The sequence below is a fragment of the Campylobacter concisus genome (assembly GCF_902460675.1).
GTDB classification, from domain to species: Bacteria; Campylobacterota; Campylobacteria; order Campylobacterales; family Campylobacteraceae; genus Campylobacter_A; species Campylobacter_A concisus_AJ.
The window spans coordinates 1,210,658-1,231,002 of the sequence record NZ_CABPUQ010000001.1 but is presented as its reverse complement, the minus strand read 5'-3'; the positions used below and the strand labels follow the sequence as shown (position 1 = coordinate 1,231,002).

Below are 20,345 nucleotides of genomic sequence, written 5' to 3'. Positions count from 1 at the left end.
TAATGGGGCCGTTAATCAGTATAGTAACCGCGACTTATAAGCGTCCAGAGCTTTTGCAAAAGGCCATAAAAAGCGCTCTAGCTCAAAGCTATAAAAACCTAGAGATTATAGTCACTGACGACGGCGATGACGAGAGTGCGAGAGAAATTTGCAAGAGTTTTAACGACGCAAGGATCAAATTTGTAAAAAACACAGCCCACAAAAAGAGCCCAAATGGCAACAAAAATAACGGCTTTGATAACGCAACGGGCGAGTTTGTCTGCTTGCTTGACGATGACGATGAGCTTTTGCCTGAGGCGATTGCCCAGTGTTATGAAATTTTAAAAAGTGGCGAGTATTCGTGCGTCTTTGCTGACGCGATCTGCGAAAAAGATGGCGTGATGACCGAGATGATAGCTGGTAGAAGCCCGTATAAGCAAAGCGGGGCGATGAGTAAGGTTGATTATCACTGCGGGCGGATAAATGGGGAGTATTTTAAGCTTTTTTCGCGTGAATTTATAGACGGCTTTAGATTTGATGAGAGCAGTTTTGGCGGCGAAAATGAGCTTTACATCCGCTTTTTTGAAAAAAATGTCTTCTATCTTAAAAAGCCACTTTACATCTACCGCATCGCAAGAAGCGATAGTGCGACGCTAAATGCAGGCAAGCATGCTTTAAGCGTCGCAAACGCCTACATCAAAACGGCAAAAATGCACTACGAAATAGCTATCAAGCATGAGCCAAAATTTCTAGCTTTGCAGTATAAAAACGCCGCTTACTACGCCAAAATAGCAGGTGAATATGGGCTAATGCTAAGGTGTATCTTAAAAAGTCTTAGTATTAAATTTAGCAAAGAGGCGCTTATATTTTTGCTACTTAGCCCGCTACCAAGTGGCATTTTACCGGCACTTTCAAAGCTTAGAGTGAAGATAAAACAAAGGTTTGGCGTATGAAGATATTATTTGTCACATCAACGCTTAGAAGTGGCGGTGCGGAGCGAGTTTGCGCGGTGATCGCATCAAGATTTAGCATGGATCACGAGGTAAGCCTTGTTAAATTTGACAAGGACGAGCCATTTTACGAGCTGGCAAGTGGCGTGAAGCTCATAAATTTGGGCGTTGGGGCTGATGAGCTTGGCTTGGTTGGAAATTTAAAAAAGAGAGTTTCAAAGGTGCTTGCTTTAAGAGCGCTCATCAAAGAGGGCAAATTTGACGCTGTGATATCTTTTTTAGACGCCGTAAATACCTTGGTACTCTTTAGCTCAGCTGGGCTAAAAACGCCTATTATCATAAGCGAGCACACAAACTACCTTGCGCCAAAAAGAGCCATTTTTAAGGTGCTAAGACGCCTTAGCTATCCATTTGCAAACGCACTTAGCGTTTTAAGCGACGAGGATCTTGGCTACTACTCGAAATTTTGCAAAAATGTGATGAAAATTTATAACCCTCTTTTTGAAGAGATACGCAGTGAGAGCTTTGATAAAGAAAATTTAGCCATCTTTGTTGGCAGGCTAAATAAGATAAAAAACTGCGAAATGTTTGTAAGAGTGGCTGCAAGCTTAAAGCAAAGCGGCTATAAATTTGTTGTCGCTGGAGATGGCGGCGAGAGGGTAAATTTAGAAAATTTAGCTAAAAATTTGGGCGCTGATGTAGAGTTTTTAGGCAACGTTAGCGACATTGCCTCGCTTTATAAAAGGGCAAAGGTGCTACTCTCTTGCTCAAATTTCGAGGGTCTTGGAAACACATTGATAGAGGCGATAAACTATGACTGTGTGCGGGTTGCGACAAGGACTAGCGGGGCAAAAGAGCTTATAAGAGATGATTTTGATGGCTTGCTTTGTGAGATAAATGATGCTGGGCAGATGAGCGAAAAGCTTGCAAAAATGCTGCAAGATGAGGCAAAAATGGGCGAATTTGCTAAAAACGCAAGGGCTAGACTTGATGAGTTTAGCGTGGAGCAAATTTATAAAAAATGGCTGGAGCTTTTAAAGCTTGGAGGTGTGAAATGAAAATTCTTTTTGTCATCGCCGCACTTAGAAACGGCGGAGCTGAACGTGTGCTAAACGTGCTTGCAAATGAGCTTTGCAAAGACAATGAGATCACTATCGCCCTGCTTGAAGAGGATCTTGGGCTTTATAAATTTAGCGAAAAAATAAATATCATAAATCTTAACGTGAGTGGCTCTGGGCTCGCTTTAAAATTTAAGAAAATTTTAGCCCTTAGAGCGCTTTTTAAAGAGCAAAGGGCTGATCTTATAATTAGCTTTATCGACTGGACAAACGTCGCTTGCGTGATCGCAAATGCTGGGCTAAAGAGCAAACTAATAGCAACCGAGCACCACGAGCATAGCTACTTAAAAAGTAAAGTAGCAAGCGCTATGCGTGATATTAGCTACCGCTTTGTAGATGGTTTAAGCGTGCTAAGTAAAAGCGACTACGACTACTATAAATTTGCCAAAAATCGCGAGGTCATACATAATCCACTTTTTATCGACGTGCCTGAAATTTGCGAGAAGCAAAATGTCATCTTAAGCGTGGCAAGGCTGGAGGCGGTAAAGGGCTATGATGTCTATTTTGAGGCGCTTAGCAAGGTAGATAAGAGCTTGCTTGATGGCTGGGAGATAAAGATCGCAGGCAGTGGCAGACAGGAAGTGCAGCTAAAAGAGATGGCCTCAAATTTAGGGCTTAGCGTCAAATTCTTAGGTCACATGAGTGATGTTACAAAACTTTACAGCGAGGCAAAAATTTTCACTCTTTGTTCAAGAAGCGAGGGGCTTTCAAACGTGTTAATCGAGTCAGGTGCATTTGGCTGCGCTAGGCTAAGTAGCGACACTGTGGGCGCAAGAGAGCTTATAAATGACGGCATAGATGGGCTTATCTTTAAAAATGGCGACGCAAATGATCTAAAAGAGAAGCTTGAGATGCTTTTAAAAGATGAAATTTTAAGGCAAAAACTAGCAAAAAACGCCAGCGAAAGTGCAAATTTATTTAGCAAAGAAAATATCATCAAACAGTGGCGAGAATTTATAAAAAAGGTTGTTAGCAAGTGAAAAAATTAGCCGTTTTTTTATACTCGATGGGACCTGGCGGGGCTGAGCGAAATGTGGCAAATTTACTGCCATTTTTGGTCAAACGTTATGAAGTTCATCTCATCTTGATGAGTAATGTTATCGCTTACGAGATCCCAAGCGAGGTGCAGATCCACTTTATAGAAAATAGCGATCCTTACGAGAGTGGGCTAAAGAAGCTTGCAAGGCTCTTTTTAGCGATGCCAATGCTTGCCTTTAAGTATAAAAAGCTCTGTCAAAATTTAGGCATCGACACGCAGTTTGTGCTGATGAACCGCCCTTGCTATATCGCTGGGGTTGCTAGGATTTTAGGGCTAAAGGCTAGGCTAGTTATCAGCGAGCGAAGCTGTCCGTCGATCTTATATAAAAACGATCTAAGCGGGCGAGTTAATAAATTTTTACTCACTCATCTTTATAAAAAGGCTGATCTAATACTTGCAAATGCAGCTGGCAATAAAGAGGATCTGGTGCGAAATTTTGGCATGAGTGAGGCAAAGACAAAGGTGCTTTATAACGCCCTTGATCTAAAAACTATAAATTTGCTAAAAGATGAGCCACTTGAGGATGGCTTTAAGCCATTTTTCATAAACATAGGCCGCCTTGATAGCGGTAAAAATCAAGCCATGTTAATAAAAATAATTGCCTCCATTAGCGACCCTCGTGCCACGCTTGGCATCCTTGGCAAAGGACCTTTAAAAGATGAGCTACAAAATTTGATAGACAAATTTGGTGTGGGTGATCGAGTAAAGCTTCTTGGCACTGATAAAAATCCTTTTAGGCATATAAAAAACGCCTCTTGTTTGCTTTGTGCTTCACGTTTTGAGGGCTTTTCAAATGTGCTTTTGGAGGCACTAGCGTGCGAGAAAACCATCATCTCAACCGAGCACAAGAGCGGCGCAAAGGAGCTTTTGGGCGATAGCGAGTTTGGCATCTTAGTGCCTGTTGATGACGAAAATGCGATGAAAGAGGCGATGATAAAAGTGCTTAATGAGCGTGAAATAAGGCAAAATTTTGAAAATGTTGCGTATAATCGGGCTAAATTTTTTGATAGTGAAAATATAGCGAGCAAGCTTATAAATTTTTTGGAAAATCTTAATGAATAGAAATTTATTTTTTAAAAATTACTCTTTATACCTTATGATATTTGTCGCGATCCTTTTTGGCATGGTTTGCAGGCTTTACTGGGTCTTTTGGGCGAGTGAGTATCCAGTCTTTTTCTGGAACAACGAGCTGATGATCAGCACAAACGATGGCTACGCATTTGCCGAGGGAGCAAGGGATATGCTGGCTAGCTTTCACCAAGAAAACGACCTTAGCTACTACGGCTATCCACTCTCGACACTTACTTACTGGATCGTGAAATTTCTAGGCGTCAAGCTTGAGACAGCGATGATTTATATGAGTGTATTTTTCTCGTCACTTGTGGCTGTGCCTGTTATCTTGATCGCAAATGAATACAAAGCAAAAATGGCTGGCTTTATCGCTGCACTTCTTGCAGTGATCGCAAATAGCTACTACAACCGCACAATGGCGGGTTACTACGACACCGACATGCTTATCATCCCGCTTAGCGTCTTTGTCGTTTGGGGGCTTGTTAGAGTGCTTGAAAAAAAGGACGCAAAGAGCCTAATAATCGCACCTTTAAGTGTGCTTATCTATATGTGGTGGTATATGAGTGCGTTTTCGCTTATTAGCATTTTAACTGGGCTATTTTTACTTTACACGCTCATTTTTGATAGGAAAAATCCACTTTTTTACCTTGAAATTTCGCTGCTTTTACTCGCTATCTCAAACCTTGATCTAACTCTTAAATTTATCGCTGTCATTGTTATTTATGCACTTTGCCTATTTAAAAAAGAGGTGATAAATTTAAAAATTGCTCTTGGCATTTTGGCGGTTATCTTTGTCATTTTTGTCATCCGTGGCGGGCTAAATCCGATAATCTTTCAGCTTAAATTTTACGTCTTTAGAGATGCGCCTGAAGTTGGCGGCATGAGCTTTCACTTTTTTAATGTCAATCAAACTATCCAAGAATCAAGCGTCGTTGATTTTACGCTATTTTGCGAGAGGATCAGCGCAAATGTCATCACATTTTTGATCTCGCTTGCAGGTGTTGCGCTATTTTGCTACAAACACCGCTCATTTGCCGTATCACTTGGCATGCTTGCACTTGGCTTTTTAGCCTTTAAAAGTGGCCTTAGATTTACCATTTATGCTGTGCCTATCATGGCGCTTGGCTTTGGCTACTTAGTAGAGTTTGTGCTTGCAAATTTAAAGCTAAAAGGAGCCGTGCTAAATCTCATAAGAGCCTTCATAGCAGCTCTGGTGCTTGCTCCAGCGCTCATTCACATCTATGGTTACAAGGCTGAGCCAGTCTTTGTAAATAAAGAGGTTGAAATTTTAAATAAGCTAAAAAGCATCGCAGGACGCGAGGATTACGTGGTTGCGTGGTGGGACTATGGATATCCGATTAGATATTACAGCGATGTTAAGACGCTAATTGACGGCGGAAAGCACCTTGGGCGTGAAAATTTTGCTGTGAGCTTTGCGCTTGGAAGCGACGAGATGAGCTCGGCAAATATGGCAAGGCTAGATGTCGAATACACTGAGCGAAATTTCAAAGAGCACTTTAATGGTAACTTGGCTCAAATTTTAAAAGATAGAAATTTAAGCGTTGATCAGTTTTTTAGCGAGATAAAAGAGGCAAATTTTAGCCTGCCAGCAAAGAGCAGAGAGATATATTATTATTTGCCAGATAGGATGCTTAGCATTTTCCCGACCATTTTGCAGTTTAGCAAGATCGATCTAAAAAGCGGTAAAAATTTAAACAACGGACTTTTTATGACCACAAGAGCGATCTCGCAAAGCGAAAAAGGCATCAGGCTAAGTGGTGGATTTACTCTAACAAGTGATGTCACAAATTTGATCTATGATGGCAATGTCTTACCACTAAGATCTTTCATAGAGACCGACTACAACGAGGCTGGCAAGCTAAATGTAAAAGAGTATAAAAATAATGAAAGCTCAAACATTTCTGTCATTTTTATGAGGGATTATGGTAGATTTATCATCCTTGATGAGAGCATTTTAAATAGCGCCTACATCCAGCTTTTCGTGCTTGAAAGATACGATCCTAAGGTCTTTGAGCCAGTCATACTTGATGGGGCGGCAAAAGTTTATAGGCTAAAGAGGTAGAGATGGCAAGGATAGGATTTTTAAGCCATGCTGATATGAGCATACACTTTTTTAGACGCCCTATAATGCAGGCTTTAAAAGATATGGGGCATGAAGTTTTTGCTATCGCTCCAAAAGGAAATTTTACTAATGATCTTGCTAAAAGCTTTCACACCGTCACCTACGAGCTTGATAAGGCGAGCCTAAATCCACTAACCGTGATAAATAACTCAAAAAAACTATCTCAAATTTTGGGCGAGCTAAATTTAGACCTGCTGCAAACTGGCGCTCACAAGTCAAATGTCTTTGGCACGTTTGCTGCTAAAAACGCTGGCATAAAGCACGTGATAAATTTGGTTGAAGGCCTTGGTAGCTTTTATATCGATGATGATATTAAGACAAAGGCCGTGCGTTTCGTCATGGAAAGCCTTTATAAGCTATCTTTTGCAAAAGCTGATGCTTGCATCTTCGTAAATGACGCGGATCCAGACTATCTGATCTCTAGAAATTTGATAGATAAAAGCAAAGTGTACCGCATAAAAAGTGTCGGCGTCGATACTGCTAAATTTGACCCAGCTATCACGCAGGCAGCGGACTTGGGTGAAAAAAAGGTGATTCTCATGATCGCCAGAGCCATGTGGCACAAGGGCGTTCGTGAATTTTATGAGGCAGCAGAAATTTTAAATGGTTATAAAAACTGCGAATTTGTCTTTGTGGGCGAGGGCTTTGCTGGTAATAAATCAACCGCCAACGAGAGCTTTTTAAAAGGTGGCAAGGTGCGATATCTTGGCGCTAGAAACGATATACCACAGCTTTTAAAAGCTTCTTACTTGCTGGCTTTGCCAAGCTACAAAGAGGGTTTTCCAAGAACGGTTTTAGAGGCGATGAGCATGGCTAAAGCAGTCGTTGCAAGCGACGTGACAGGCTGCAATGAAGCTGTAAGAGAGGGCTACAACGGACTTTTATGCAAGGTAAAAGACGCAAGCGATCTTGCTGGTAAGATAAAAATTTTGCTTGATGACGAAGCGCTTTGCGCTAAGCTTGGAGCAAATGGCAGGGACTGGGCAGTTAGTGAGTTTGACGAGAAACAAATCGCAAAAAGATATATAGAAATTTATAGGAAATTTATAGATGTATAGAAATTTTTTAAAGAGGGTGATTGATATTTTGGGAGCTTTGTTTTTGCTTATTTTAACATCACCTATCATCATAGCAACGGCGATCTTTATCTGTTTTAAGGTAAGCCGTGACGTCATTTTTACGCAGGCAAGACCAGGTCTAAATGAGAAAATTTTTAAAATTTATAAATTTAAGACGATGAGCGATGAGCGTGACGCAAATGGCGAGCTTTTGCCAGATGATCAGCGTCTTGGTAAATTTGGCAAACTTATCCGCTCACTTAGCCTCGATGAGCTGCCACAGCTTTTTAACGTGCTAAAGGGCGATATGAGTTTTATCGGACCAAGGCCGCTTTTAGTTGAGTATCTACCCATCTATAACGAAACGCAAAAGCACCGCCACGACGTGCGCCCTGGTATCACAGGCCTAGCGCAGGTAAATGGCAGAAACGCCATAAGCTGGGAGAAAAAATTTGAATACGACGTATATTACGCTAAAAATTTAAGTTTTATGCTTGATGTAAAGATCGCTTTAATGACCATCGAAAAGGTGCTAAAAAGAAGTGGCGTCAGCAAAGAAGGGCAGGCTACGACGGAGAAATTTAATGGCAAAAACTAAGAAAATTTACATCTACGGAGCGAGTGGGCATGGGCTTGTGATCGCTGATATCGCTAGAGATAATGGCTATGATGAGATAGTTTTTTTAGATGATGCTAGTGAGCGTAAATTTAGCCCAGAGCTTGAAAAAGCCGACATCATAATAGCCATAGGTGATAATAAAACAAGGCAAAAGATCAGCCAAAAAGTAGAGGCCGCTGGCTTTGAGATAGTAAATTTGATCCATAAAAGTGCGGTTGTGAGCGAGAGTGCTGTGATAGAAAAAGGCGCAGTGGTCATGCCAAATACTGTGATAAACGCAAAAGCTTGCATAAAAGAGGGCGCTATCATAAACTCTGGTGCGGTGATAGAGCATGAGTGCGTGATAGGCAAATTTGCTCACATCAGCCCAAATGCAGCCCTTGCTGGTAATGTGAGCGTGGGTGAATTTACGCACGTTGGCATTGGCTCAAGCGTCATTCAAGGCATAAGCATCGGCAAAAACTGCATCATAGGCGCTGGAAGCGTGGTTGTTAGAGATATAAATGACGGCATAAAGGCGTATGGCGTGCCTGCATGCGAACGCGCTAAGATATAAATTTAAAAATAAGTGCTAAAATCGCCAAAAAATCACGAAAGGTATGAAAATGGATAGGGTTTTTTTATCTCCACCAAATATGAGTGGAAAAGAGCAGGAATATATAAAAAAAGTTTTTGAAAGCAACTACATAGCGCCACTTGGCGAATATGTCAATAAATTTGAAGATAGCATAAAGGCTTATACTGGCGCCAAAGATGCGCTTGCACTATGCGCTGGAACTGCGGCACTTCACCTAGCACTTCGCGTCCTTGGCGTAAAAGAGGGCGATTTTGTGCTAGCTTCTAGCTTTACTTTTATGGCTTCAGTCTCGCCGATACTTTATGAAAAGGCAACTCCAGTCTTTATAGATAGCGACGAGAGCTGGAATTTAAGCCCAGAGCTACTTAAAAAAGCGATCTCAAATTTACCTAAAAAGCCAAAAGCGCTAGTCGTCACTCATCTTTACGGACAAGCTTCAAAGATGAAAGAAATTTGTGAAATTTGCCAAAACGAGGGCATCGCTTTGGTCGAGGACGCAGCTGAAGCGCTTGGTGGATTTTACGGCGGCAAGGCACTTGGCACATTTGGCGTGATGGGCGGATATAGCTTTAATGGCAACAAGATCATCACTACTTCAGGCGGCGGCATGCTAGTTGGAGATAGCGAATTTGTAGAAAAAGCTAGATTTTACAGCACGCAAGCAAGAGAGCCTTTGCTTCACTATGAGCATAAAGACTACGGCTACAACTACCGCTTAAGCAACGTCCTAGGCGCTATTGGCGTGGCTCAGATGGAGGTTTTAGAAAAAAGAGTTGAACAAAAGAGAAAAGTTTTTGAAATTTATGAAAAAGAGCTTGGCAACATTTTAGAATTTATGCCAGAGCTACCAAATTCTCGTGGCAACAGATGGCTCACAACTGGCGTTTTTGCTAAAAAAGATACACATTTAAAAGTTATAAAAGCACTAGCTGATGCAAACATCGAGAGCCGCCCACTTTGGAAGCCTATGCACTTACAGCCTGTCTTTAAAGGTGCGTTAAGCTTTGTTGATGGATATAGCGAAGATCTATTTTCAAGAGGAATTTGCTTGCCAAGTGGCAGCGATATGAGCGAGCAGACACAAGAAAGAGTGATAAAAATAGTCAAGGAAAATGCGTAAATGTTTCATGCAACGAAGTTAAAAAGGCTCGTATTTTTCCTTCTTGGTGATGTTTTTATATTTATTTTTTCGATATATGTAGCATATCTTTTAAGATTTAACGCCGACATCCCAGATATCTACGTGCAAGGACTTTTTGTAACGGCTGGATTTTTGATCGTATTTAAGCTCTTTTTTATGTGGATGTTTAAAATTTACAAGGTGCCATGGAGATTTTTTGGCTTAAATGAGGCTCGTAAAATTTTCCTAGCTCACGTTTGCGCGGCGATCTTGTTTACGATCGTATTTTTCATCATACAAGATTTTTTAAATCCTTACCCAAGAAGTGTCATCTTTATCGATCTTCTCATCTCATGCCTACTTATCGGGCTTTTGAGAATTTCAAAACGAATGGTGCTTGACTTTTCAAACAGACCTCACAAAGGCGAGCCATGCGTGGTTATCGGCGCTACCTCAAAGGCGCTTCACGTCTTACGTGGCTTAAAACAGGGCTATCTTGACTACTATGCAGTTGGCGTGGTAGATGGTAGAAGCGATCTTGTTGGCACATATTGTGATGGATTTTTAGTTCAAGATAAAAAAGATATACCAAGCCTTATAAAAGACTATGACGCAAAGACTGCTATCATCGCACTTGCGCTCGATCAAGACGAGCTTCAAGCTTTAGTTGATGAGCTAACTGGATATGGTATAAGAGATATGAAGCTCTTTTCGCTTATCGAAAATGAGCCGATCAAAGATATCTCGATCGAAGATTTGCTCGCTAGAAAGCCAAAAGACCTTAATCCAGAAGCCATTTCAAATTTCTTAAAAGATAAAAAAGTGCTTGTCACTGGAGCTGGCGGTAGTATAGGAAGCGAAATTTGTAAGCAGTGCTTGAAATACGGCGTCAGTGAGCTTATAATGGTCGAGCACAGTGAGTTTAACCTTTATAAAATAGGCGAAGATACAAGAGATAAAAGAACTGTTAGCAAGCTTGTAAATATCACAAATTTAAAAGACTTTGAAGAGGTTTTTGAAGAATTTAGACCAGAGATCGTCATCCACGCTGCAGCCTACAAACACGTGCCACTTTGCGAGCTAAATCCTCGCTCAGCAGTTGAAAACAACATCCTTGGCACAAAAAATGCAGTCGATCTTTCTAAAAAATATGGTGCTAAGAAATTTGTCATGATCTCATCAGACAAGGCTGTGCGCCCAACAAACATAATGGGTACAACTAAGCGTGTTTGCGAGCTTTACGCACTAAATTCAAACGAAGCAGGTGTGTGCGAGATAGTTTGCGTGCGCTTTGGTAACGTCCTTGGCTCAAGTGGCTCAGTCATACCTAAATTTAAGGCGCAGATCGCTGCAAATAAGCCTTTAAGCGTCACTCATCCAGAGATTACAAGATACTTTATGCTTACATCTGAAGCGTGCCAGCTAGTCCTTCAAGCAGCCTCTATCGCAAAAGGTGGAGAGCTTTTCGTGCTTGATATGGGCGAGCCAGTTAAGATCGTAGATCTTGCTAAAAAGATGCTTCTGCTTTCAAATAAAGAGCATTTGGGTATCGAATTTGTAGGGCTTAGACCTGGCGAGAAGCTTTATGAGGAGCTACTTATCAACAAAGATGACGTTCAAACTAAGTATGAGTCGATCTTTGTGACACATTCGCAGCCTTATGATCTGACCCTTTTAAATTCACAGATAAATGGGCTTTTGCAGCTTGAAGATGACGAGGTAGCACCTGCTCTTAAGGTGATCGTGCCAGAGTTTAACCATGCATTAAATTTAAAAGGCTAATTTTGGTTATAAAAGATATTAAGAGATTTAGTGACACGAGATACAAGGCAAGGGCGTATATCTGCTATTTATTTAGTAGAAATTTACCAAACAGACTGCCTGGAGTGTGCTTAGAAAACATAAAAGCTGGCTTTGATAAGATCAGCCACGAGATAGAAAATTTTGATGCACTATACATCTTAGATGAAAATGGCATACAGATCGAAGACTCGATCAGCCTAAATGAAAAGTATAAAATTCCAAAAGGCGAAAACCGCGCAAACAAAGCCTACTACTACACCGCTGTGCGCGAGAAAAGGTGCGTTTTAAGCGATCCATATCCATCAAGTCTAAATGGAGGTTTATGCGTCACAGCAAGCGTGCCTATCTATAATGAAAAAAATGAGCTTAAATTTATCGCTTGCATCGACATAAGCCTAGAAAATATCCTAAATATGGTTGATAGTGGCTTTGTCGAGGAGCATTTTGGTAGATTTTTAAAGACAGTATATGCGCTCTTTTGTGCATCGCTTTTTATGATCTGTGCGTTTTTGTTTTGGCATGGCGTAAAGAGCTTTATCTCAAAGAGTATCGAGCATATAAATGTCGAAGAAATTTTTGAATCAACCATTATTTTAACGCTAGCTCTTGCCATTTTTGACCTTGTTAAGACGATATTTGAAGAAGAGGTGTTAGGCAAAAATCACGAAGAAAATAGCGTTATTTATAAGACGATGGTTAGATTTATCGGCTCTATCATCATCGCACTTGCGATCGAGGCGCTTATGCTTGTATTTAAATTTGCTATCACCGCACCTGAAAATATCATAAATGCTATCTATCTAATAGGCGGTGTGGCGATGCTGATGGCAGCACTTAGCTTTTATCTTTTTAGCGTAAAAAGACAAGAGAACAGATGATCGCTATTATTGACTACGGTGCTGGCAACATCAAAAGCGTGATAAATGCTTTTAAATTTCTTGGGCATGAGTGCGTTTTGCTAAGTGAGCCCGAGAGTTTAAAAGAGCACTCTCACATCGTTTTACCAGGCGTTGGAGCATTTGGCGAGGCGATAAAAAAGCTTAAGATTAATGGCATGGACGAGGCGATAAAAGAGGCTGTAAAAAGTGGAAAAGCCTTTATAGGAATTTGCCTTGGTATGCAGCTTTTGTTTGAAAAAAGCTATGAATTTGGCGAGCACGAGGGGCTTTCTCTTTTGCCAGGAGAGGTCGTTAAATTTGATGAAGCTAAATTTGATAAGCCGCTAAAGATCCCACACGTTGGCTGGAACACGCTTAGCTTTAAACAAAATGGTCATTTAAATTTAGGGCTTAAAGAGCTTGAGTATTTATACTTTGTGCATAGCTACCACGTGGTTTGCGATGATAAATTTGCGCTTGCAAAGACCACTTATGGATATGAATTTACAAGCGCGGTGCAGCATGAAAATCTCTTTGGCTTTCAGCCTCATCCAGAAAAAAGCCATGAGGTCGGGCTTAAAATTTTAGAAAATTTTGCGAGGTTGTGATGGAAATTTTCCCAGCGATAGATCTAAAAGAGGGGCAGGCTGTTAGGCTTAGTAAAGGGCTCATGCAAAGTGCTAAAATTTACAGCAACGAGCCAAGTGAGCTTGCTAAGAGGTTTGAAGGCTACGGCGCAAAATGGCTACATGTGGTCGATCTTGACGGAGCATTTGCAGGAGAAACTATAAATTTTAACACGATCGAAAAGATAGTAAAAGCTACAAATTTAAAGGTGCAAGTTGGCGGTGGCATAAGGGATGAAGAGCGTATAAAGCGCTATTTGGACCTTGGAGTTAGCAGGGTGATCCTTGGCTCAGTTGCTCTAAAAGACCCAGAATTTACAGCAAAAATGGCTGGAATTTACAGGGTCGTAGTTGGCATTGATGCCAAAGATGGCTATGTGGCGGTGCAAGGCTGGGGCGAGGTTTCAAGTATAAAAGCGGTCGATCTTGCAAAAAAATTTGCAGATGTGGGTGTAGAAGCTGTGATTTGCACCGATATTAACAAAGATGGAATGCTTGGCGGAGTTAATGTTGATTTTAGCTTGCAAATAGCTAGAAATAGCAAGCTTGAAACCATAGCAAGTGGCGGTGTGAGCGATATGAACGACATTTTAGCACTTAAAGAGACAAATGAGATCTCTGGTGTGATCGTTGGTAAAGCTTACTATGAGGGACGACTTGATTTAAAAGATGCTTTCAAACAAGTTGGCTAGCGTTAAAGCTTTTATAAATTTTAATTAGCTAGAATAGGGCAATTTTTACTAAAAGGATATTATGTGAAGATTTTGGTTGTAGATGACAGCTCAACAATGAGAAGGATCATAAAAAATACTTTGCAAAGGTTAGGACATCAAGAAATTCTCGAGGCTGAGCACGGGCTTGAAGCTTGGAATATCTTGACACAAAACGAGGGTATTGAGGTTCTTATTACTGACTGGAACATGCCTGAGATGAACGGTCTTGAGCTTGTTAAAAAAGTAAGAGCTGAGCAAAAATATGTTGATATGCCTATCATAATGGTAACAACTGAGGGCGGAAAAGCCGAGGTTATAACAGCTTTAAAAGCAGGTGTTAATAACTACATCGTTAAACCTTTTACGCCACAAGTTTTAAAAGAGAAGCTTGAAGACGTTCTTGGTTAATGAAAGATAAATTTTACGAATTAAGCATCAAAACATCAAATTTTTATGATGAAATTTTAGAGTTAGTTTTTTCTTTTGGGGTCACCTGTGTAGAAGAGCTAGATCATGAGATCATCATCAGGGAAGAGTATGATCTAAAAGATATAGCTTGGGGTGTCGAAGAGTATGCAAAAGGGCTCTCTAGCGTTCGTAAAATTTCAAATGATTTAAAAATTTCTCTTAATTTAAAAGAAAATAAGGACTGGCTAGGCGAATATAAAAGGGCAGTTAAGCCTATTTTGGTTGATAAAATTTATATTAGACCTAGCTGGGAAGAGCCACTTAGAGGCGTAACAAATATCATAATCGACCCAGCTCTAGCCTTTGGCTCAGGGCACCATGAAAGCACAAATTCTTGCTTGCAACTTTTACAAAAATATGCAAAAAGTGGTGATACTGCTTTAGATGTGGGATGCGGAAGTGGGATATTAAGCATAGCTTTAGCAAAGCTTGGCTGCAAGGTCGATGCCTGCGATACAGACGAGCAAGCCACGCAAAGCTCGCTTAGCAATGCCCAGCTAAATGAGGTTAAATTTAATAAAATTTGGACAGGTTCTATTGCAAATTTAGAGCAAAAATATGATATCGTCGTAGCAAATATCATTGCTGATGTCATTTTTATGCTCTCAAATGACTTGAAAAAATCGCTTAAAAAAGGTGGCTATTTAGTATTGTCAGGAATTTTGAACAAATACGAAGATAGGATTAAAGATACGTTTAAGGATTTGGAGCTAGTTGAGATAAAACAGGCTAATGATTGGGTTAGCTTTGTTTATAAGGAAATGGATGAATAATCAAAATAATAACCAAAATAATGGCGATAATAACGGATTTTTCAACAAAAATCCCATCTTTATCTTTGCTATTTTTGCGATAGTTATAGTTCTAGCTTTTAGAAGCTTTAGTGGCGACGGACTAGGCGGTACTTTTGGACTTGGCAGCAACGCTCAAAGCAAGATGATAGCTTATTCTGAATTTAAGGATATGCTAAAAAATAAGCAGCTAAATGAGGTTGCGATATCTGAAACTACGATAAAAGGTGTTGGTAATGACAAAACCATCTACCTCGCAAAGCGCATAAACGATCCAACGCTCATTGGCATACTTGAGCAAAACGGTATAACTTACAGCGTTTATAGCGAAAATAACTGGTTTGGAGATCTTATATTTTCATGGATCATACCGGTGTTTATATTTTTTGCTATTTGGATGTTTATCGCTAGTCGTATGCAAAAGAATATCGGCGGTGGCATACTTGGCATAGGAAGTGCGAAAAAGCTTATAAATTCTGAAAAGCCAAAAGTTAAATTTGATGACGTCGCAGGCGTTGAAGAGGCAAAAGAAGAGGTTCAAGAGATAGTTGATTATCTAAAAAGCCCAGATAAATACCTAAGACTTGGAGCTAAAATTCCAAAAGGTATTTTACTAGTTGGCCCTCCAGGCACTGGTAAAACGCTTCTTGCAAGAGCAGTTGCGGGCGAGGCTAGTGTGCCATTTTTCTCTATGTCGGCATCAAGCTTCATTGAGATGTTTGTTGGCGTTGGTGCAAGTAGAGTTAGAGATCTTTTTGAAAATGCAAAAAAAGAGGCTCCAGCGATTGTTTTTATAGATGAGATCGATGCGATCGGTAAGAGCAGAAATTCTGGTCCAATGGGGGGAAATGATGAGAGAGAGCAGACGCTAAATCAGCTTCTTTCTGAGATGGACGGCTTTGATGCGGATAAGTCACCGGTCATCGTTATAGCAGCTACAAACAGACCTGAGGTTTTGGATGCTGCGCTTTTAAGACCAGGTAGATTTGATAGGCAAGTGCTTGTTGATAAGCCTGATTTTAAGGGACGTTGCGATATTTTAAAAGTTCATATGAAAGATGTAAAGATCGGCAAAGACGTTAATATCGAAGATATAGCAAGACTTACTACAGGTTTAGCAGGGGCTGATCTTGAAAATATCATAAATGAGGCAGCTCTTCTTGCAGGACGTAAGTCAAAGACTTTTGTTGAGCAGGCTGATCTAGTGGAGGCTGTCGAGAGATCGATAGCTGGTTTAGAGAAAAAATCACGCCGCGTAAATCCAAAAGAGAAGAAGATAGTCACTTACCATGAAAGCGGCCATGCCTTGGTAGCTGAGCTAACAAAAGGTGCAAAAAGAGTGACAAAAGTCTCAGTCGTGCCACGCGGTCTTGCAGCGCTTGGCTATACGCTAAATACACCTGAAGAGAATAAATTTATGATGCAAAAGCATGAGTTACTTGCAGAAGTGGATGTGCTTTTGGCTGGTAGGGCTGCTGAAGAGGTCTTTATAAAAGAGATATCAACTGGAGCTAGTAATGACCTAGAGCGTGCAACTGATATCATAAAAGCTATGGTTAGTATGTATGGTATGAGTGATGTTGCCGGTCTTATGGTGCTTGAGAAGCAACGCGCGACATTTTTAAATGGCGGACAGAGCATAAAAGACTATAGCGACAAGATGGCTGAAAAGGTTGATGAGTTCGTAAAAGCACTTCTTCATGAGAGATATACAGCTGTGCTTGGTCTTCTTGAAATTTATAAAGGTGCCATTGAAAACATGGTCTCAGCGCTTTATGAAGAAGAGACTATCGAGGGAAAAAGAGTTAGAGAGATCATCAAAAACTACGAAGAAGAAAATGGTCTTGAAAGCAGGCTTGTAGAGCTTGAAGAAGAGGAAAAAGGCAAAAAAGAGGAATAAAATGAGTGGCTACATCGCTAAAGTAGGGTATAAATTTATATTATTCTTTTTGATTTTATTTGTTATATCTGTTTTATTTGGTATTGCGCCGCTACTTTTTATAGCGTTGCTTCTTTTAACTCTTTATTTTTTTAGAGATCCTGAAAGAGAGCCTTTTACTGATGACAAACTAGCCTTGCTTTCGCCTATAGATGGCAAGATAAAAGAGATCAGCGTTTCAAATTTTGATGATAAAGAGGTGGCTAAGATAGTTATCTCAAAGCCCTTTTTTGGCGTTGGCACGCTAAGGGCAGTTAGTGACGCTAATGTCGTTGATATCAAAAGAAGGCATGGACTATTTTTGTGTCAGGCTATGAAAATTTCAGAGATGCTAAATGAAAGAGCGATAATTCGTTTTGAAAAAGGAAATATCAAATTTGCTATAAAGATCATAGCTGGAGTTTTTAGTAGAAGTTTAGAAATTTATAACATTACCAGTCTAAAAGCCTCTAGAAAATTTGGCTTTTTAGGAAGCGGCGAAGTGATTTTATACTTGCCAAGAGATACTAAAATTTGTGTAAGTGTTGGCGAGACCGTTAAAGCTGCTTCACTTCTTGGATACTTTGAAGAGGAAAAATAAAATGAATAGCATACAAAAAATGCAGTTAATGTATATCTTGCCAAATTTATTTACCGCAGCAAGCGCTTTTTTGGGCGTTATAAGCATTATTTCATCTATTCAGGGAAACTATTTTAAAGCTATTATTTACATCATTCTTTCACTGATTTTAGACGGACTTGATGGACGTGTGGCAAGACTTACAAAGACTACAAGTAAATTTGGTGTGGAGTTTGATAGTCTTGCAGACCTTGTAGCATTTGGCGTTGCTCCAGCGATCTTGTTTTATCTAACAGTTGGTGCAAAATTTGGCAGATTTGGTGCGTTAATAGCAGCCATGTTTGTAGTCTTTGGAGCTATTAGACTTGCTCGTTTTAACGTCACCACCGGCACATACGAACCAAATGTTTTCATCGGACTTCCTATACCATCAGCAGCTATCATCGGAGTGCTTTGGGTTGGTATTTATCTAAAGCATGATTTTTTATATGGCTTTGAGTGGTGTTTGATGCTACTTGAAGCGGTTTTAGCTATCTTGATGGTTAGTAACATCCGCTATCCAAGCTTTAAAAAGATGAATTTAAAGCAAACTCATGTTATAAGAATTTTAGTAGCGCTCGTGGTTGTATTTTCTATGCTTTATCTATATCCTTACGAGAGTGCGACATTTTTGATGAGTGTTTATATGCTTTATGGTATTATTAGAGCGGCTATAATGTTTAGCAAAAATCACAAAAAAAAGGAGAGCGAATGAGCGAAAACGGCATAATAAAATCGCGTAAATTTTTACCAAAAATCGAAATCAAAAACTCTCTACTGCTGCTACTTAGGTAGCAAATTCTTCTTTACTTAACTCATTAAATTTAAATATAAAAATATTAAAAGGACAAAAAATGGATAAAAATAAAATTATAATCTTTGATACGACTTTAAGAGATGGCGAACAAAGCCCAGGAGCTTCTATGAACACAGCTGAAAAGCTTCAGATCGCACTTCAGCTTGAAAGGCTTGGTGTTGATGTGATGGAGGCTGGATTTGCAGCGGCTAGCCCAGGGGATTTTGACGCGGTAAATCAGATCGCAAAGCAAGCTTCAAACATCACTGTCTGCTCGCTTGCACGTGCAGTTGAGCGTGATATTAAGGCAGCTGGCGAGGCACTAGCTCCAGCAAAAAACAAAAGAATTCACACCTTCATAGCAACAAGCCCGATCCACATGCAGTACAAGCTAAAAATGAGACCAGACGAGGTGATTAGGCATGCGGTTGAGGCGGTACAATACTCAAAAACATTTTGCGATGACGTTGAATTTAGCTGCGAGGATGCATGCAGAAGCGAGATGAGCTTTTTAAAAGAAATTTGCGACGCAGCGATAAATGCAGGGGCAAAAACCATAAACATCCCTGATACGGTTGGCTACTTGTATCCAGAGGAGATCACAGCTCGCATTAGTGAAATAGTAAAATTTATAGGCGATAGAGCGGTAGTTTCGGTGCATAACCACAACGATCTAGGCATGGCTACGGCAAATTCGCTAGCTGCTATAAAAGCTGGTGCAAGGCAGGTTGAAGGCACGATAAATGGCATAGGTGAGCGCGCTGGAAATGCTGCGCTTGAAGAGATCGTGATGGCTATAAAAACTCGCCAGGACGTCTTTGCACCACTTTACACAGGCATCATCTCAAAAGAAATTTATCCAACTTCAAGGCTGATCGCTAGCATCACAGGCATCGAGCCACAGCCAAACAAAGCAATCGTTGGCAAAAACGCCTTCGCGCACGAGAGTGGCATCCACCAAGATGGCGTGCTAAAACACAAAGAGACCTACGAGATCATCAGCGCTGAGAGCATCGGCTTGGAGAAAAACTCGCTCGTCCTTGGCAAACACAGCGGCCGCCATGCGTTTAAAGATAAGCTTGCTAGCCTTGGATTTGACCTTGATAGTGAGGCACTCAATAAGGCATTTGAGAAATTTAAAGACTTGGCAGATAAGAAAAAAGAGATATTTGACGATGATATCAGGGCGCTTGTGGCAGAGGAGATCACGAAAATACCGCAGGCTTACGAGATCACAGACTTGCTTCAAAGTAGCGGTGGCAGCTTAGCAAGTGCTTCTATGAGCATCAGGCACAACGACGAGATCATTAGCGACTCAGCCCTTGGCAATGGCACTGCTGATGCGATATTTAAGGTAGTTGATCGCATTAGTGGCATTAATGGCACGCTCAAAGATTACAAGGTCACAGCTGTTTCTCAAGGCAAAGATGCTCTTGCAAAGGTCGATGTAAAAGTCGAGTTTGAGGGCAAAACAGCCGTAATGGGTCACGGACTTGATATCGATACGATGATGGCAAGCGCTAAGGCCTATGTCGGCGCACTAAATAGCTACCTTCGCATCCATAAAAACTAAAATTTTAGCTGGCTGCTAAATTTGCAGCTGGCTACTTTAAATTTAACTCTCTTTGAATAAAGGTCTAAATTTATTGGCTTTTTAATTTCTAAATCTTTACCAATTTTAAAATTTAATCAAGCTATTTTTGCAAATTTAAAAATCTTACTCACTCGCCTTAGCAACTTACTAAATTCAGGTCTCGTTATCACTTGCCACTGAATTTGGAAGTGTGATATGCTCGCCCATAAATTTTAAAATTTGAGGGAGACTTTTTAGAATAGAACGCATGCAGTGCGAAGCGCTATCGCATGCACCTCTAACGTTGTCGGGGTTGGGGGATTGTTAAGGGGGAAGGGAGCGACTTCGTAATTCAAGCCTCTTCCCCCTTGACAATAGAATTTATAAACATGTTGTGCAGTTGCGACCCTTTGAAGCAAAGCTCAAGTCCCCTTGTCTCCCTTTTAAATAAAAAGAAATTTGCAAATTCAACCAAGCTTTTTTACA

General features: G+C 40.5%; 19 protein-coding genes. All 19 read left to right on the top strand.

Annotation, left to right across the window (positions count from 1 at the left end; all coding sequences use genetic code 11):
• Window positions 1-2 precede the first annotated feature (2 nt).
• Window positions 3-932, top strand: a complete 930-nt coding sequence (locus F3G88_RS05990) for a glycosyltransferase family 2 protein (protein ID WP_223228740.1) — start codon at window positions 3-5, stop codon at window positions 930-932.
• A complete protein-coding gene (locus tag F3G88_RS05985) occupies window positions 929-1,987 on the top strand; it encodes a glycosyltransferase (RefSeq protein WP_149715628.1) in 1,059 nt (352 codons plus the stop codon). Before F3G88_RS05990 ends, F3G88_RS05985 begins: the two co-directional genes overlap by 4 nt.
• Entirely contained in the window at window positions 1,984-3,027 is a 1,044-nt protein-coding gene (locus F3G88_RS05980; RefSeq protein WP_149715627.1) for a glycosyltransferase, read from the top strand. The genes F3G88_RS05985 and F3G88_RS05980 overlap by 4 nt, the downstream gene beginning before the upstream one ends.
• Window positions 3,024-4,148: an N-acetylgalactosamine-N,N'-diacetylbacillosaminyl-diphospho-undecaprenol 4-alpha-N-acetylgalactosaminyltransferase gene (pglJ, locus tag F3G88_RS05975; protein WP_149715626.1), complete on the top strand. Its 1,125-nt coding sequence runs from the start codon at window positions 3,024-3,026 to the stop codon at window positions 4,146-4,148. The genes F3G88_RS05980 and pglJ overlap by 4 nt, the downstream gene beginning before the upstream one ends.
• The gene (locus F3G88_RS05970) at window positions 4,141-6,240 is read left to right on the top strand and encodes an STT3 domain-containing protein (RefSeq protein WP_149715625.1); all 2,100 of its coding nucleotides are present in this window, start codon (window positions 4,141-4,143) and stop codon (window positions 6,238-6,240) included. Before pglJ ends, F3G88_RS05970 begins: the two co-directional genes overlap by 8 nt.
• Window positions 6,241-6,242: 2 nt before the next feature.
• On the top strand, window positions 6,243-7,358 hold the full coding sequence (pglA, locus tag F3G88_RS05965; RefSeq protein WP_149715624.1) for a N,N'-diacetylbacillosaminyl-diphospho-undecaprenol alpha-1,3-N-acetylgalactosaminyltransferase: 1,116 nt from the start codon (window positions 6,243-6,245) through the stop codon (window positions 7,356-7,358).
• Window positions 7,351-7,956, top strand: coding sequence for an undecaprenyl phosphate N,N'-diacetylbacillosamine 1-phosphate transferase (pglC, locus tag F3G88_RS05960; RefSeq protein WP_149715623.1), 606 nt, complete (start codon window positions 7,351-7,353; stop codon window positions 7,954-7,956). Before pglA ends, pglC begins: the two co-directional genes overlap by 8 nt.
• Window positions 7,943-8,533 carry a UDP-N-acetylbacillosamine N-acetyltransferase gene (gene pglD, locus F3G88_RS05955; RefSeq protein WP_149715622.1) on the top strand — a complete coding sequence of 197 codons (591 nt, stop codon included), beginning with the start codon at window positions 7,943-7,945 and terminating at the stop codon, window positions 8,531-8,533. The genes pglC and pglD overlap by 14 nt, the downstream gene beginning before the upstream one ends.
• Window positions 8,534-8,582: 49 nt before the next feature.
• A complete protein-coding gene (gene pglE, locus F3G88_RS05950) occupies window positions 8,583-9,674 on the top strand; it encodes a UDP-N-acetylbacillosamine transaminase (RefSeq protein ID WP_149715621.1) in 1,092 nt (363 codons plus the stop codon).
• Window positions 9,675-11,456 carry a UDP-N-acetylglucosamine 4,6-dehydratase (configuration-retaining) gene (pglF, locus tag F3G88_RS05945; RefSeq protein WP_149715620.1) on the top strand — a complete coding sequence of 594 codons (1,782 nt, stop codon included), beginning with the start codon at window positions 9,675-9,677 and terminating at the stop codon, window positions 11,454-11,456.
• Window positions 11,457-11,458: 2 nt separating this feature from the next.
• A complete protein-coding gene (locus F3G88_RS05940; RefSeq protein WP_009294679.1) occupies window positions 11,459-12,355 on the top strand; it encodes a PDC sensor domain-containing protein in 897 nt (298 codons plus the stop codon).
• Window positions 12,352-12,963, top strand: coding sequence for an imidazole glycerol phosphate synthase subunit HisH (gene hisH, locus F3G88_RS05935; RefSeq protein ID WP_149715619.1), 612 nt, complete (start codon window positions 12,352-12,354; stop codon window positions 12,961-12,963). Before F3G88_RS05940 ends, hisH begins: the two co-directional genes overlap by 4 nt.
• Complete coding sequence (gene hisA / locus F3G88_RS05930) at window positions 12,963-13,673, top strand: 1-(5-phosphoribosyl)-5-[(5-phosphoribosylamino)methylideneamino]imidazole-4-carboxamide isomerase (protein WP_149715618.1); 711 nt, start codon at window positions 12,963-12,965, stop codon at window positions 13,671-13,673. The genes hisH and hisA overlap by 1 nt, the downstream gene beginning before the upstream one ends.
• 63 nt (window positions 13,674-13,736) lie before the next feature.
• Window positions 13,737-14,102, top strand: a complete 366-nt coding sequence (locus F3G88_RS05925) for a chemotaxis response regulator CheY (protein ID WP_002939933.1) — start codon at window positions 13,737-13,739, stop codon at window positions 14,100-14,102.
• A complete protein-coding gene (locus tag F3G88_RS05920; RefSeq protein ID WP_149709601.1) occupies window positions 14,102-14,935 on the top strand; it encodes a 50S ribosomal protein L11 methyltransferase in 834 nt (277 codons plus the stop codon). Before F3G88_RS05925 ends, F3G88_RS05920 begins: the two co-directional genes overlap by 1 nt.
• Window positions 14,928-16,853 (top strand): ATP-dependent zinc metalloprotease FtsH, encoded by a 1,926-nt coding sequence (ftsH, locus tag F3G88_RS05915; RefSeq protein WP_021087314.1) that lies wholly within the window; start codon window positions 14,928-14,930, stop codon window positions 16,851-16,853. Before F3G88_RS05920 ends, ftsH begins: the two co-directional genes overlap by 8 nt.
• Window position 16,854: 1 nt before the next feature.
• Window positions 16,855-17,472 (top strand): phosphatidylserine decarboxylase, encoded by a 618-nt coding sequence (locus tag F3G88_RS05910; protein WP_149715617.1) that lies wholly within the window; start codon window positions 16,855-16,857, stop codon window positions 17,470-17,472.
• A gap of 1 nt (window position 17,473) precedes the next feature.
• Window positions 17,474-18,205, top strand: coding sequence for a CDP-diacylglycerol--serine O-phosphatidyltransferase (gene pssA / locus F3G88_RS05905; RefSeq protein ID WP_149715616.1), 732 nt, complete (start codon window positions 17,474-17,476; stop codon window positions 18,203-18,205).
• Window positions 18,206-18,344: 139 nt separating this feature from the next.
• Entirely contained in the window at window positions 18,345-19,859 is a 1,515-nt protein-coding gene (locus tag F3G88_RS05900) for a 2-isopropylmalate synthase (protein ID WP_149715615.1), read from the top strand.
• The last annotated feature ends 486 nt before the right edge of the window (window positions 19,860-20,345 follow it).

Bases quoted from the DNA above. Each gene is read 5' to 3' on its own strand.
- F3G88_RS05985 (WP_149715628.1), top strand. From the start codon at position 929: ATGAAGATATTATTTGTCACATCAACGCTTAGAAGTGGCGGTGCGGAG.
- F3G88_RS05970 (WP_149715625.1), top strand. From the start codon at position 4,141: ATGAATAGAAATTTATTTTTTAAAAATTACTCTTTATACCTTATGATA.
- F3G88_RS05910 (WP_149715617.1), top strand. From the start codon at position 16,855: ATGAGTGGCTACATCGCTAAAGTAGGGTATAAATTTATATTATTCTTT.
- F3G88_RS05900 (WP_149715615.1), top strand. From the start codon at position 18,345: ATGGATAAAAATAAAATTATAATCTTTGATACGACTTTAAGAGATGGC.
- pglC (WP_149715623.1), top strand. From the start codon at position 7,351: ATGTATAGAAATTTTTTAAAGAGGGTGATTGATATTTTGGGAGCTTTG.
- pglF (WP_149715620.1), top strand. From the start codon at position 9,675: ATGTTTCATGCAACGAAGTTAAAAAGGCTCGTATTTTTCCTTCTTGGT.
- pssA (WP_149715616.1), top strand. From the start codon at position 17,474: ATGAATAGCATACAAAAAATGCAGTTAATGTATATCTTGCCAAATTTA.
- hisH (WP_149715619.1), top strand. From the start codon at position 12,352: ATGATCGCTATTATTGACTACGGTGCTGGCAACATCAAAAGCGTGATA.
- ftsH (WP_021087314.1), top strand. From the start codon at position 14,928: ATGAATAATCAAAATAATAACCAAAATAATGGCGATAATAACGGATTT.
- pglD (WP_149715622.1), top strand. From the start codon at position 7,943: ATGGCAAAAACTAAGAAAATTTACATCTACGGAGCGAGTGGGCATGGG.
- F3G88_RS05990 (WP_223228740.1), top strand. From the start codon at position 3: ATGGGGCCGTTAATCAGTATAGTAACCGCGACTTATAAGCGTCCAGAG.
- pglA (WP_149715624.1), top strand. From the start codon at position 6,243: ATGGCAAGGATAGGATTTTTAAGCCATGCTGATATGAGCATACACTTT.
- F3G88_RS05980 (WP_149715627.1), top strand. From the start codon at position 1,984: ATGAAAATTCTTTTTGTCATCGCCGCACTTAGAAACGGCGGAGCTGAA.
- F3G88_RS05920 (WP_149709601.1), top strand. From the start codon at position 14,102: ATGAAAGATAAATTTTACGAATTAAGCATCAAAACATCAAATTTTTAT.
- hisA (WP_149715618.1), top strand. From the start codon at position 12,963: ATGGAAATTTTCCCAGCGATAGATCTAAAAGAGGGGCAGGCTGTTAGG.
- pglE (WP_149715621.1), top strand. From the start codon at position 8,583: ATGGATAGGGTTTTTTTATCTCCACCAAATATGAGTGGAAAAGAGCAG.